At 63.0% G+C, this 12,777-nt stretch carries 17 protein-coding genes; 13 read left to right on the top strand and 4 right to left on the bottom strand.

Annotated features, from left to right (window positions below; translation table 11 throughout):
* Positions 1 to 24 precede the first annotated feature (24 nt).
* Positions 25 to 771: a 2,3-diphosphoglycerate-dependent phosphoglycerate mutase gene (gene gpmA, locus AWB65_RS02470; RefSeq protein WP_087655792.1), complete on the bottom strand. Its 747-nt coding sequence runs from the start codon at positions 769 to 771 to the stop codon at positions 25 to 27.
* A 180-nt stretch (positions 772 to 951) separates the two neighbouring features.
* Here gpmA and AWB65_RS02465 point away from each other — a divergent pair, with 180 nt between their 5' ends.
* The 5 genes from AWB65_RS02465 (at position 952) to AWB65_RS02445 (ending at position 3,824) form a co-directional block, all read left to right on the top strand.
* Positions 952 to 1,377: a rhodanese-like domain-containing protein gene (locus AWB65_RS02465; protein WP_087665598.1), complete on the top strand. Its 426-nt coding sequence runs from the start codon at positions 952 to 954 to the stop codon at positions 1,375 to 1,377.
* Positions 1,374 to 1,634 carry a glutaredoxin 3 gene (grxC, locus tag AWB65_RS02460; protein WP_087655794.1) on the top strand — a complete coding sequence of 87 codons (261 nt, stop codon included), beginning with the start codon at positions 1,374 to 1,376 and terminating at the stop codon, positions 1,632 to 1,634. The genes AWB65_RS02465 and grxC overlap by 4 nt, the downstream gene beginning before the upstream one ends.
* Before the next feature lie 93 nt (positions 1,635 to 1,727).
* Positions 1,728 to 2,195 (top strand): protein-export chaperone SecB, encoded by a 468-nt coding sequence (gene secB, locus AWB65_RS02455; RefSeq protein WP_087655795.1) that lies wholly within the window; start codon positions 1,728 to 1,730, stop codon positions 2,193 to 2,195.
* A 55-nt stretch (positions 2,196 to 2,250) separates the two neighbouring features.
* Positions 2,251 to 3,249 (top strand): NAD(P)H-dependent glycerol-3-phosphate dehydrogenase, encoded by a 999-nt coding sequence (locus AWB65_RS02450; protein WP_087665597.1) that lies wholly within the window; start codon positions 2,251 to 2,253, stop codon positions 3,247 to 3,249.
* 29 nt (positions 3,250 to 3,278) lie between these two features.
* Positions 3,279 to 3,824, top strand: coding sequence for an O-acetyl-ADP-ribose deacetylase (locus AWB65_RS02445; protein WP_087665596.1), 546 nt, complete (start codon positions 3,279 to 3,281; stop codon positions 3,822 to 3,824).
* Positions 3,825 to 3,884: 60 nt separating this feature from the next.
* Here the strand turns inward: AWB65_RS02445 and trmL are convergent, their stop codons facing one another.
* Both trmL and AWB65_RS02435 read right to left on the bottom strand, forming a co-directional pair.
* Entirely contained in the window at positions 3,885 to 4,355 is a 471-nt protein-coding gene (gene trmL / locus AWB65_RS02440; RefSeq protein ID WP_087665595.1) for a tRNA (uridine(34)/cytosine(34)/5-carboxymethylaminomethyluridine(34)-2'-O)-methyltransferase TrmL, read from the bottom strand.
* A gap of 24 nt (positions 4,356 to 4,379) precedes the next feature.
* Positions 4,380 to 5,153, bottom strand: a complete 774-nt coding sequence (locus AWB65_RS02435) for a ComF family protein (RefSeq protein ID WP_125474060.1) — start codon at positions 5,151 to 5,153, stop codon at positions 4,380 to 4,382.
* A 103-nt stretch (positions 5,154 to 5,256) separates the two neighbouring features.
* On the opposite strand from AWB65_RS02435, the gene AWB65_RS02430 reads away from it, so the two are divergent.
* From AWB65_RS02430 to AWB65_RS02395, 8 genes are all read left to right on the top strand, one after another.
* Positions 5,257 to 6,237, top strand: coding sequence for a methyltransferase domain-containing protein (locus tag AWB65_RS02430; protein ID WP_087665594.1), 981 nt, complete (start codon positions 5,257 to 5,259; stop codon positions 6,235 to 6,237).
* Positions 6,238 to 6,449: 212 nt separating this feature from the next.
* Positions 6,450 to 6,926 carry a DUF2244 domain-containing protein gene (locus AWB65_RS02425; protein WP_087665593.1) on the top strand — a complete coding sequence of 159 codons (477 nt, stop codon included), beginning with the start codon at positions 6,450 to 6,452 and terminating at the stop codon, positions 6,924 to 6,926.
* 59 nt (positions 6,927 to 6,985) lie between these two features.
* Positions 6,986 to 8,611 (top strand): cytochrome c oxidase subunit II, encoded by a 1,626-nt coding sequence (gene coxB / locus AWB65_RS02420; RefSeq protein ID WP_087665592.1) that lies wholly within the window; start codon positions 6,986 to 6,988, stop codon positions 8,609 to 8,611.
* A 67-nt stretch (positions 8,612 to 8,678) separates the two neighbouring features.
* Positions 8,679 to 10,292, top strand: coding sequence for a cytochrome c oxidase subunit I (gene ctaD / locus AWB65_RS02415; protein ID WP_087665591.1), 1,614 nt, complete (start codon positions 8,679 to 8,681; stop codon positions 10,290 to 10,292).
* 78 nt (positions 10,293 to 10,370) lie between these two features.
* On the top strand, positions 10,371 to 10,511 hold the full coding sequence (locus AWB65_RS36615; RefSeq protein ID WP_087665590.1) for a cytochrome oxidase small assembly protein: 141 nt from the start codon (positions 10,371 to 10,373) through the stop codon (positions 10,509 to 10,511).
* A complete protein-coding gene (locus AWB65_RS02405; protein ID WP_374729725.1) occupies positions 10,508 to 11,098 on the top strand; it encodes a cytochrome c oxidase assembly protein in 591 nt (196 codons plus the stop codon). The genes AWB65_RS36615 and AWB65_RS02405 overlap by 4 nt, the downstream gene beginning before the upstream one ends.
* Before the next feature lie 42 nt (positions 11,099 to 11,140).
* Positions 11,141 to 11,359: a DUF2970 domain-containing protein gene (locus tag AWB65_RS02400; protein WP_087665589.1), complete on the top strand. Its 219-nt coding sequence runs from the start codon at positions 11,141 to 11,143 to the stop codon at positions 11,357 to 11,359.
* A gap of 91 nt (positions 11,360 to 11,450) precedes the next feature.
* Positions 11,451 to 12,308, top strand: coding sequence for a cytochrome c oxidase subunit 3 (locus tag AWB65_RS02395; protein ID WP_087665588.1), 858 nt, complete (start codon positions 11,451 to 11,453; stop codon positions 12,306 to 12,308).
* A gap of 181 nt (positions 12,309 to 12,489) precedes the next feature.
* On the opposite strand, the gene AWB65_RS02390 is transcribed toward AWB65_RS02395, so the two are convergent.
* Positions 12,490 to 12,699, bottom strand: coding sequence for a twin transmembrane helix small protein (locus AWB65_RS02390; RefSeq protein ID WP_087655806.1), 210 nt, complete (start codon positions 12,697 to 12,699; stop codon positions 12,490 to 12,492).
* Positions 12,700 to 12,777 lie beyond the last annotated feature (78 nt).

Below are 12,777 nucleotides of genomic sequence, written 5' to 3'. Positions count from 1 at the left end.
GGGCTCCCGACCGGCAACCCTCGCTCAGCCCGCCTTGCCCTGCTTGGCGACCGCGGCCTGCGCCGCAGCGATGGCTTCCTGGTCGCCGAGATAGTAGTGCTTGATCGGCTTCAGGTCGGCGTCGAGTTCATACACGAGCGGCACGCCGTTTGGAATGTTCAGCCCGACGATGTCGTCGTCCGAGATGTTATCGAGGTACTTGACCAGTGCGCGCATGGAGTTGCCGTGCGCGGAGATCACGACGCGCTTGCCCGACTTGATGGCCGGCGCAATCGATTCGTTCCAGATCGGCAGCACGCGCGCGACGGTGTCCTTCAGGCACTCGGTGAGCGGCAACTGCTCGCGCGGCACTTTCGCGTAGCGCGGATCGTTGAACGACGTGCGCTCGTCGTCCGGTTCGAGCGCCGGCGGCGGCGTGTCGTAGCTGCGGCGCCAGACCAGCACCTGCTCGTCGCCGTACTTCTTCGCGGTTTCGGCCTTGTTGAGGCCAGCGAGCGCGCCGTAGTGACGTTCGTTCAGGCGCCACGAATGGACGACCGGCAGATACATCTCGTCCATTTCGTCCTGGACGTGCCACAGCGTGCGGATCGCGCGCTTCAGCACCGATGTGTAGGCGATGTCGAACGAGAAACCGGCTTCCTTCAGCAGCACGCCTGCCTGGCGCGCTTCGCGGTTGCCCTGCTCGGTCAGGTCGACGTCGACCCAGCCGGTGAACCGGTTTTCCTTGTTCCACGTCGATTCGCCGTGGCGGATGAGCACTAGCTTGTACATGTCTGATAGGTCGGTTAGTTGGGAAGCGGGGTAAAAGCAGGAAAGCTCGATTCTGCTCGCTGCGGGCGTTGTGCGCCATCGGCTGAACGGCAGAGGCCATCGTGGCAAACGGTTATTTTATAATGCCCCGATTCTCCTGATTTCCCTTTCTTCCCTTTCTCCACTTTCGGCGGCCCTTCCGTGAAGTTTTTCACCGATTACACGAACCTTGTACTCATCGCCATCGCCCTCATCTCCGGTGGGTTGCTCCTCTGGCCGGCGATCACCCGGCGCGGGCGCGGCGGCGTTTCCGCTGCCGAAGCCACGACGCTGATCAACCGGCGCAACGCCGTGGTCGTCGACCTGCGTCCCGCTGCGCAATTCGCGGCGGGTCATCTGCCGTCGGCGCGGAACCTGGAAATGAGCGAGCTCCAAGCAAAAATCGGCCAGATCGCGAAGAATAAGAGCAATCCGGTCATTCTCGTGTGCCAGACCGGACAGCAATCGCAGAAGGCGAGCCAGGCCGTTTCCGAGGCCGGCTACAGCGAAGTCCATGTTCTGCAGGGCGGTCTGGACGCCTGGCAGAAGGCCGGCATGCCGGTCGTGAAACAAGGAGCAGTCAAGTGAAGAAAGTTGTCATGTACAGCACGCAAGTGTGTCCGTATTGCCAGATGGCCGAACGTCTTTTAAAGTCGCGCGGGGTCGAGAGCATCGAAAAGGTGCTGATCGATCGCGAGCCCGGCCGGCGTGAGGAAATGATGACGCGTACTGGCCGTCGAACCGTGCCGCAGGTGTATATCGGCGATACGCATGTCGGCGGCTACGACGATCTCTCCGCGCTCGATCGCAAGGGCGGCTTGACGCCGCTGCTCGAATCGGCCTAAAGCATTCTGCCGCGCAAAACACGCGGCGGGCGGCGCCGCAGCCCAACAAATAAAAGCGCGGCGCCGATTTCGAAATAATCAAGGGAATCCACCATGTCTGACGACAACAACCAGCCGTTCTTCAACATCCAGCGCATTTATCTGAAGGATATGTCGCTCGAGCAGCCGAACTCGCCGGGCATCTTCCTCGAACAGGAAATGCCGTCGGTGGAAGTCGAAGTCGACGTGAAGGCCGAGCGCCTCGCGGAAAGCGTCTTCGAAGTGCTGGTCACGGGCACCGTCACCGCGAAGGTCACGGACAAGGTCGCGTTCCTGATCGAAGCCAAGCAAGCCGGCATTTTCGATATCCGCAACATCCCGGCCGACCAGGTCGATCCGCTCGTCGGCATCGCCTGCCCGACCATCCTGTTCCCGTATCTGCGCTCGAATATCGCGGACGCCATCACCCGCGCTGGTTTCCCGCCGATCCACCTCGCGGAAATCAACTTCCAGGCGCTTTACGAGCAGCGCATCGCGCAACTCGCCGGCGCGCCCGACGCCCCGAACGGCGCGACGCACTGAGCGCCGTTCGCCGCCGCGCTTGCCTTAGCCAAACCCGCCGGACCCGGAGCCGAGCATGAAAGTAGCCGTTCTCGGCGCCGGTGCCTGGGGCACCGCACTCGCGGGCCATCTGGCCACGCGGCATGACGCAGTACTCTGGGCGCGCGATCGCGCGCTCGTCGAATCGCTTTCCACTTCGCACGAAAACGAGCGCTATCTGCGCGGCGTGACGCTGCCCGCTTCCTTGCGTTACGACGCGGATCTCGCGTCGGCGTTGGGCCACGCGGCGGCGGAAGATGCGTTGTGCGTCGTCGCGACGCCGGTGGCCGGGTTGCGTGCGCTATGCCGGTCGATGCGCGATATCGGCATCGTTCCGGCGCATATCGTGTGGCTCTGCAAGGGTTTCGAAGCCGATACCCAGTGCCTGCCGAACGAAGTCGTCGCGGCCGAATTGCCGGATCACGCGAGCAGCGGCACGCTTTCCGGCCCGAGCTTCGCGCGCGAAGTCGGGCAGGGCTTGCCTGTTGCACTGACGGTCGCGAGCGCCTCGGCCGTGCTCGGCGAGCGCACCGTCGCCGCGTTTCACCACGGCGCGATGCGCATCTATACAGGCGACGATGTGATCGGCGTCGAAGTCGGCGGCGCGGTGAAAAACGTCCTGGCAATCGCAACAGGCATTTCAGACGGCCTCGGCCTCGGTCTGAACGCGCGCGCCGCTTTGATCACGCGCGGTCTCGCGGAAATGTCGCGGCTGGGCGTCGCCCTCGGCGGCCGCGCGGAAACCTTTACCGGTTTGACCGGCTTGGGCGATTTGATCCTGACCGCGACGGGCGACCTGTCCCGCAATCGCACGGTCGGCATGCAACTCGCGAGCGGCCGCACGCTCACGGAGATTCTTGCGGCGCTCGGCCATGTCGCCGAAGGCGTGCGTTGCGCGCGAGCGGTGCTGGCGCTCGCTCAATCGCGCAATATCGAGATGCCGATCACGCATGCGGTATGCCGCGTGCTCTTTGAAGACGTGACGCCGCGCAACGCGGTGCAGGCGCTGCTCAGCCGGGACGCGAAGGCCGAATAGCGCGAGGTTTTCTCCAAAGGAGATTCGCGATGTCCGCCGTCGGTCACTGCACGCTGGAAGCGCAACTCGTCGATATCACGACGCTTCACGTCGACGCTATCGTCAACGCGGCGAACAAGTCGCTGCTGGGCGGTGGCGGTGTCGATGGCGCGATTCACCGCGAAGCGGGGCGCGGATTGAAGGACGAATGCGAAACGCTCGGCGGCTGCGAAACCGGCGACGCGAAACTCACCGGCGCGTATCAGTTACCCGCGAAACATGTGATTCATGCGGTCGGACCGAAGTGGAACGGCGGCAAGAAGAACGAACCGGCGCTGCTCGCACACTGCTACCGACGATCGCTCGAACTGGCGGACGAAGCGCGTTGCCAGTCGATCGCGTTTCCGGCCATCAGTTGCGGCATCTACCGATTCCCGGTCGACGAAGCCGTGCGCATCGCTCTCCATACCGTGATCTCAACGCTTCCTTCGACGCCGTCGATCCAGCGCGTGATTTTCGCCTGCTTCCAGCAGGACATGCTCGACCGCTATATGGAAGCGCTCGCCGCTCAGGCGCCGCCTCCGAAGAGCGTTTGACCGCCACAGCGACGCCGATCATCGCCTGCTTCCAGTAAGAGAAGCAGAAGCGCTCTGCGCTCAGGCACCGCCCTCGAAGCCCGCCTGACGCCACGCTTCGAACGTCACCACGGCCACCGTATTCGACAGATTCAAACTCCGGTTGCCCGGCCGCATCGGCAGGCGCACGCGCTGTTCGTTCGGAAAGCGGCTCAGAACCGCATCGGCGAGACCGCGCGTTTCCGCGCCGAACACGAACCAGTCGCCGGGCTGGAACGCGTGATCGAAGAACGGCGTCGAGCCGCGCGTCGTGAACGCGAACATGCGCGCCGCGTCCGGCGCTTCCTGCGCGAGGAAAGCGTCCCAGTCCGCGTGGACGTGCATCTGCGCGTATTCGTGATAGTCGAGGCCGGCACGGCGCATTTTGGCGTCATCGAGCGGGAAGCCGAGCGGCTCGATCAGATGCAACCGCGCGCCCGTATTCGCGCAGAGGCGGATCACGTTGCCGGTGTTCGGCGGGATTTCGGGTTCGACCAGAACGACGTTGAACATGTGCAGAAAGTCAAAGGTGCTTCGTTAGTCTTTCGGCGTGCGCAACGCGACGAAATTCGTCACGCGGCGCGCGCCGGATTGTTTGAGCGTGCGGGCGAGGGCATCGAGCGTGGCGCCGGAGGTCATCACGTCATCGACGATGCCGACATGCAGACCGCGCACGATGTTGTTCACCTCGAACGCGTTGCCCACGTTGCGGCGCCGCGTATCGAGATCGAGCTTCGATTGCGGCGCGGTGTCGATCGTGCGCTTCAGGAGCATCGGATCGGCTCTCACGCCGAGGCGCTTCGACAAAGGTTTCGCGATCGCCCACGCCTGGTTGTAGCCGCGCGCGATCAGACGTTTCCTCGACAATGGCACCGGCGCGATCACATCGGGCATCGGCAGGTCGTTGTCTTCGAAGCGCGCTTGCAGATGACGCGCGAACGCATCGCCGGTGCCGAGCCGCGCGCGAAACTTCAGGTCGAGCGCGAGGGTGTCGAGCGGAGCACGATAGTCGGCGAGCGCGAGCGTCGCGTTGAACCACGGCGGTTCGTCGAGACACGTCGCACAATCTCGCGCTGACGCATCGTCCTCGCGACGAAACGCGGGCATCGGCAACGCGCACGTCCTGCATCTCAGACGCGGCTCGTTCCAATAGGATTCGTCGCATCCTGGACACACGACGCTCTGCGACAAATTGCCACACAAGGCACACTGACTCGGCAGCGCTGAGTTACCAAGCCGCGCGAACGCACGCCGCGCACGCACATAAAAGCGCGTTCCCGCGACCCGAGCGAACGATGCGGCGACATCCATGCGAAACACTCCGTCGAATCAGGCCAAACCCGCACGGCACGGCTTTCGCGGGCTGTTTTCAAGACGACCGAGTATACTTCGCACTCTTCGCGAGCAGACCGCCATGTCCCCAACATCCGCCAAATCTGGCCGACCGGCCTATGATCCGCGCCGTCTGCGCGAGATTTTCGACGCCCGCGCCGCCGCGTTCGACGACGTCTCGTTCCTGACGCGCGAGATCGCAGAGCGCATGCGCGAGCGGCTCGACTACATCAAGGTGACGCCGACGCGCGTCCTCGACGCCGCCTGCGGCACCGGCGCCGACCTGCCCGGCCTGCGCGAGCGGTTCGCGGAAGCCTCCGTCATCGGCATCGACATTTCCCCGGCGATGCTCGCGCGCGCGAACCTCGCCGAAAGCGCCGACGCGCAAGCCGACGCCGGCTGGCGGCGCTTCCTTCCCGCCACGCTCAGCAAGGCTTTCGGCGCGCGCGGCCCGCAACTCGCGCAGGCCGATTTCTCCGCGCTGCCGTTCGCGGGCGAAGCGTTCGAACTGCTCTGGTCGAATCTCGCGCTGCACTGGCATTCGCGTCCCGATCTCGTCTTTCCCGAATGGCAGCGCGTCCTCAAGGTTAGCGGCCTCTTGATGTTCAGCACGTTCGGCCCGGACACGCTGCGCGAACTGAGCCGCGCATATCGTGCGGCGGAAGGCTCGCTTGGCATCGCGCCGCGGCCGCACACGATCGATTTCGTCGACATGCACGATCTCGGCGACATGCTAGTGGAAAGCGGCTTTGAGATTCCGGTGATGGACCAGGAGGTGCTGACGATCACCTACCGCTCGCCCGAATCGCTGATAAAGGACGTTCGCGGCTGGGGCGCGTATCCGTTCGAGCGCGCGACCGAAGAAGCCCCGATCGACGCCGAAGCCTTGCGCGGCGCGGTTTACAAGGCGCTCGAAGCCCTTCGCCGCGACGACGGCACGATCCCTTTGACGTTCGAAGTCATCTACGGTCACGCGTGGAAAGCGGTGCCGAGAATGACGGCGGAAGGGCACTCAATCGTGCGGCTGGAAGATATAGGACGCGGCCCAAAGAAGAATCGGTGACGCGGTAAAGAGGGCATCTGTTATGTCTGAAATTTGCGTCGGAAATGCGGGCAAAAACCTGCGTCAATTGGGCGCAGAGGCTTGTGGCGCTTGGCTTTGCGCTGTTCTGCCCCTTGCTTGTGGATGCACGGTAACGCGCCTATAATGCGTCAGTTTGTCGCCCGGCTGGTAACGATTTTGGTCAAAGTCCGAGCAGATCGACGGAGACGGCGATGGAACAAAGTGCCTTGCTGACGGACACCGAGCCAGTCGTGAAGGAGTGGCTCATGAAGCGAAACTGCTCCGCGTCGCCACGCCAGTTCGTGGGCTTTTTCGTCTCGCTTGCGCTGTTTTCGCTGGCTATCGCAATCCTGTTGGTCGTGAACGGCGCCTGGCTGGTGCTGCCGTTCACCGGTATCGAATTATTGGCGGTCGCCGTCGCGTTCGGAATCTACGCGCGGCACGCAGTCGACTACGAGCGCATCCGGCTGTTTCAGAACCGGCTGCTGATCGAACAGATGAATGCCGAAGAATTGACGCAGTTCGAGTTCAACCCGCGCTGGGTGCGGGTCGAAACGGGCGCGGCACCGAGAGATCCGCTTACGATCGTATCGCGCGGACAGTCGGTGGAAATCGGGCTACACCTTGCACAGCATCGTCGCAAGCAGTTTGCCGCTGAGCTGCAATCGTGGCTCAGGCGCGGCGCCTGAGGGAGGGCGGCCAGGCGCGCGGCACAAGCGGCCGATGCACACGGGGGTCGAGGGTTTGAATGGAAATTTTGGGTAAGGAAGCTATGAAAACAATCAAGCGAGCCCTCTCGGGTGTGCTGGCGGCAGGCGGAATGCTCGCAGCCGGTGCAGCCCTTGCGGTCACCGACGCTCCTGGCGGTCCTCGTGTCAACGAGCTCAACTTCCAGCAGCCCGCGACGAAGATCGCCGAGGAGCTCTTTGGCCTCCACACGTTCATGCTGATCATCTGCACGGTGATCTTCCTCGGCGTGTTCGGCGTGATGTTCTATTCAATGTTCGTCCACCGGAAGTCGCGCGGCCACAAGGCGGCGAATTTCCACGAAAGCACCACCGTCGAAATCATCTGGACGATCGCGCCGTTCGTGATCGTCGTGCTGATGGCGCTGCCCGCCACGAAGGCCGTCGTCGCCATGAAGGACACGACCAACGCCGATCTCACCGTCAAGGTCACCGGCTATCAGTGGAAGTGGGCCTATGACTACGTAAAGGGTCCGGGCGAAGGCATCAACTTCTACTCGACGCTTTCCACGCCGCGCAGTGAAACGAACGGCCAGACGCCGATCTCGAATCTCTATCTGCAGGAAGTCGACAACCCGCTCGTGGTCCCCGTCGACAAGAAGATCCGCATCATCACCACCGCGAACGACGTCGTGCACTCGTGGTACGTGCCCGCGTTCGGCGTGAAGCAGGACGCGATTCCCGGCTTCGTGCGCGATACGTGGTTCAAGGCCGAGAAGGTCGGCACGTTCCGCGGCTTCTGTACGGAGCTCTGCGGCAAGGAGCATGCGTACATGCCGGTGGTCGTCGAAGTGCTCTCCGCCGACGACTACGCGAAATGGGTCGACAACCAGAAGAAGAAGCTCGCCGCGGCATCGGACGATCCGAACAAGACGTACACGATGGACGAACTGAAGGCGCGCGGCGAGAAGGTCTACGCATCGAACTGCGCGGTCTGCCACCAGCCGAACGGCAAGGGCGCGGGGGCGTTCCCGGCGCTCGACGGCAGCAAGATCGCCAACGGTCCGATCGCCGAGCACGTCAACATCGTGCTGCACGGCAAGGGCGCGATGCCGCCGTGGGCCACGGCGCTGAACGACGTCGAAATCGCGTCGGTCGTCACGTTCGAACGCAATTCGTGGGGCAACAAGACTGCCGATCTCCTGCAGCCGAAGCAGGTCGCCGATGCCCGCAACGGCAAGATGCCGGCCGGCGGCGACCATCTCGCGGCAGCGGCTCCGGCGGCTGAAGCGTCGGCGGCACCGGCGGCTCAAGCGGCAAGCGCAGCACCGGCGGCACCCGCTGCTTCGGGCGCGGAAGCCGCACAAGCTGGCGGCCTCCCGGCAAGCATCTATTTCGAAACGGGCAAGAGCACGCTGCCGGCCGATGCAACCGCGGCCGTTGAAGCGGCCGCCGCTTATGCGAAGGCACATCCGGACGCGAAGCTCGCGCTGTCGGGTTTCACCGACGCCACCGGTTCCGCCGACAAGAACGCCGAACTCGCCAAGAATCGTGCGCACGCCGTGCGCGATGCGCTGAAGGCAGCGGGCGTCGCCGAAGATCGCATCGTTTTGAAAAAGCCGGAAACCATTACGGGCGGCGCGGATGCGAAAGAAGCCCGTCGCGTAGAGATCAGTCCGGCTGCTTGACGTGTCGCGTCCGTCCGGGAAGGACGGGCCGCACCAAGTGCCGCAGCATTCGCTTTAGGAGATTGTCATGTCTAGCATCGGACACGATGTAGCCGCGGGTCACGACCACGCGCACGACGACCACGCGCACGCAACACCGCATGGTTGGCGCCGGTGGCTATTCGCCACCAACCACAAGGACATCGGTACGCTGTACCTGCTGTTCTCGTTCATCATGTTTCTCTCCGGGGGCGTGATGGCGCTGATGATTCGCGCCGAGCTGTTCGAGCCCGGCCTGCAGATCATGCGTCCCGAGTTCTTCAACCAGTTGACCACCATGCACGGCCTGATCATGGTGTTCGGCGCGATCATGCCGGCGTTCGTCGGCTTCGCGAACTGGATGATCCCGCTGCAGATCGGCGCGTCGGACATGGCCTTCGCGCGGATGAACAACTTCAGCTTCTGGCTGCTGCCGGTCGCGGCCGTGCTGCTGGTCGGATCGTTTTTCGCACCGGGCGGCGCGACGGCAGCTGGCTGGACGCTGTACGCACCGCTCTCCACGCAGATGGGTCCGGGCATGGACTTCGCGATTTTCGCGGTCCACATCATGGGCGCGTCGTCGATCATGGGCGGCATCAACATCGTCGTGACGATCCTGAACATGCGCGCGCCCGGCATGACGCTCATGAAGATGCCGATGTTCGCGTGGACGTGGCTGATCACGGCGTACCTGCTGATCGCGGTGATGCCGGTTCTCGCCGGCGCCATCACGATGGTGCTGTTCGACCGCCACTTCGGCACGTCGTTCTTCAACGCGGCGGGCGGCGGCGATCCGGTGATGTACCAGCACATCTTCTGGTTCTTCGGTCACCCGGAGGTGTACATCATGATCTTGCCGGCGTTCGGGATCGTGTCGCAGGTGATTCCCGCGTTCGCGCGCAAGCCGCTGTTCGGCTATAGCTCGATGGTGTACGCCACCGCATCGATCGCGATTCTCTCGTTCATGGTGTGGGCACACCACATGTTCGCGACCGGCATGCCGGTGACGGGCCAGCTCTTCTTCATGTACGCGACGATGCTGATCGCAGTGCCTACGGGCGTGAAGGTGTTCAACTGGGTCGCGACGATGTGGCGCGGTTCGCTCTCGTTCGAAACGCCGATGATCTTCGCGATCGGCTTCCTGTTCGTGTTCACGATGGGCGGCTTCACGGGTCTGATCCTGTCGATGGCGCCGCTCGACATCCAGATGCACGGTACCTATTACGTGGTGGCGCACTTCCACTATGTGCTGGTGGCGGGGTCGCTCTTCGCGCTGTTCTCGGGCTGGTACTACTGGGCGCCGAAGTGGACGGGCTGGATGTACAACGAAACGCGCGGGAAGATCCACTTCTGGGCGTCGATGATCTTCTTCAACATCACGTTCTTCCCGATGCACTTTCTGGGTCTCGCGGGCATGCCACGCCGCTATGCTGACTACCCGGCGCAGTTCACCGACTTCAACCAGGTCGCGACGATCGGCGCGTTCGGTTTCGGCCTCGCGCAGGTGTACTTCCTGTTCGCGGTTGCGCTGCCGGCGTACCGTGGTGGCGGCGAGCTCGAAAAGGCCGGCGACAAGCCGTGGGATGGCGCGGAAGGCCTCGAATGGACCGTGCCGAGCCCGGCGCCGTTCCATACGTTCGAAAATCCGCCGACCGTCGAGTAATTTCAAGACAGTTGCAGTGCTGCAGGGCTCCAGCCGGAGCCTTGCAGGCAACACCTAACGGAAGCAGAAGTTCGAAGCATGACGCGCAATCCTCAAGAAAGACGTTCGCCCGAGCAGATTCGCGCGGGCAACAAGCGGCTCGGCCTGATCCTGCTCGTCATCGTCGCCGTCTTTTTTGCGGCGGCCGTTGTGAATCAGTATCTGGCGTCAAGAGGATGAGCAACGACGTGTCCAGTCCGCAAGAAGCACAGTCAGACCGCGCGTTTAACCGCTCGATGCTCGTGAAACTCGTCGTCGTGGCGGGGCTGATGTTTGGGTTCGGTTTCGCGCTGGTGCCGATGTATCGCGCGATCTGTTCGATCACCGGCATCAACAACCTCGTGCAGCGCGACGCAACCGCGCGCGAGGCGAAGAATACGCAGGTCGACGCGAGCCGCACGATTTCGATCGAATTCGATGCGAACGCGCGCGGCCCGCTGCAGTTCAAGCCGGAGCAAAGCAGTCTCGATGTGCACCCCGGCGAAGTGATGACGGTGATGTACCAAGTGACCAACGAGCAGGGGCGCACGGTTCAGGCGCAGGCCATTCCGAGCTACGCGCCGAAAGAGGCCACCGAGTACTTCAAGAAGATCGAATGCTTTTGCTTCACGCAGCAGACGCTCGCCGCGAACGAGACGAAGCGCATGCCGGTGGTGTTCGTCGTCGATCCGAAGCTGCCGAAGGATGTGAAGACGATCACGCTGTCGTACACGTTCTTCGAGCTGGCGGCGCCGAAATCGGTGGCGAAGGGCGGCGGCGGGGCCTGACAGCCTTGAAGGTAAGCCGTGAGGCACAGCAAGGAAGAGACGATGGTCGAAGCACAAAAGCCCGGCAAGCCCGTGCAGAAGACAAGCATCCTGAAGTTGTTGAAGGCGGTGTTCTGGTCGTTTTTCGGTGTGCGGCGCCGGGCCGACCTCGAAAGCGATGCAGCGCAGCTGAATCCGCTGCATCTGATCGTGGCGGCGGTGATTGGCGCGGCGCTGTTCATCGGCGTGCTGCTGCTGGTGGTGCGAGCGGTGGTGGGATAGACAAATCAAGTGGCAGGCCGGCGCGGCAGCGAGCACAGCGCGGTCGGGGGCCGAAGAAATCAAGCAACTGGATCGAAGTGGAGAATGAAAAATGAGCGGTCAAAACGATAGCCCGTACTACTTTGTGCCGCACCCGTCACGGCATCCGATCATGGCGGCCGTCGGCCTGCTGGTCGCGCTCGGATCGCTGGCGCAGTGGGTCAACGGCCATAGCTGGGCGCCGTTCACGACGTTACTCGGTGTCCTGTTCGTGCTGTTCGTGCTATGGCACTGGTTCGGCGACGCGATCTCCGAATCGGAAGGCGGCATGTACGGCAAGCGCGTCGACACGTCGTACCGGTGGAGCATGAGCTGGTTCATCTTCTCCGAAGTGATGTTTTTCGCAGCGTTCTTCGGCGCGCTGTTCTACGCCCGCGCGATCGCGATGCACGAGCTCGGGAGCCTCGACTACAAGCTGATCTGGCCGGATTTTTCCGCCGTCTGGCCGAATACCGGCCCCGCTGCACTCGTCGGCCACTTCCGTGCGATGACGCCCTGGCCGCTGCCGACGATCAACACCGCGCTCCTGCTGAGCTCCGGCGCGACGCTGACGGTGGCGCACCATGCGCTGCGCGAGAACCATCGTCACAAGGCGATCATCTGGCTTGCAGCGACCGTGCTGCTCGGCCTGATCTTCCTGTTTTGCCAGGGCTACGAATATTTCCACGCGTATAACGAACTGAACCTGACGCTCGCATCCGGCGTGTACGGCTCGACGTTCTTCCTGCTCACTGGCTTCCACGGTTTCCACGTGTTCCTCGGCGGCACGATGCTGGCGGTGGTGATGGTACGGCTAATACGCGGGCACTTCACGGCGGAGCATCACTTCGCGTTCGAAGGCGCCGCGTGGTACTGGCACTTTGTGGACGTCGTGTGGCTGGGCTTGTACATCGTCGTGTACTGGCTGTAAGCGTTCGCACCGGCGGACGGTCGCGATACGCGCCGCCCGCATAGTTGAGTCAAGAAGCGCCGCCCTCGACTTTCACGGGCGGCGTTTTTGTTTTCCGAGGCGTGGAATGAGCGCGAAAGCGCGCCGTTATGCCGCACCAAAGCGTCGCCTGAGCAGAGGCAAACCGAACCTTCCTGCCGCGTCAGCGTCCGAGCGGAATGCCGGTCGATTGAATCCAGCCCATCCAGTGCGCGAACAGGATGAACAGGAAGAGCGAGATGGACAAACCGACGCGCATGGCAAGCGACCACACCATCCGTTTGGTCTTGCCCTTGTCGGTCATCATGAAGTACAGCGCCGAGCCGAGGCTGCCGATGATAAGGATGAATGCGATGGCAACGAAGATATGCATGAAACCCGCCAGCGATTGGCGTAAGAAGTTAGATCAATCGATTATCGCACCGCAGGCAACGTGCCGCGTCGCGCGGGG

Origin of the sequence: Caballeronia humi (assembly GCF_001544475.1) — a bacterium.
Taxonomy (GTDB): Bacteria; Pseudomonadota; Gammaproteobacteria; order Burkholderiales; family Burkholderiaceae; genus Caballeronia; species Caballeronia humi.
The sequence above is the reverse complement of the archived record's forward strand: the minus strand, read 5'-3'. Positions and strand labels throughout refer to the sequence as shown.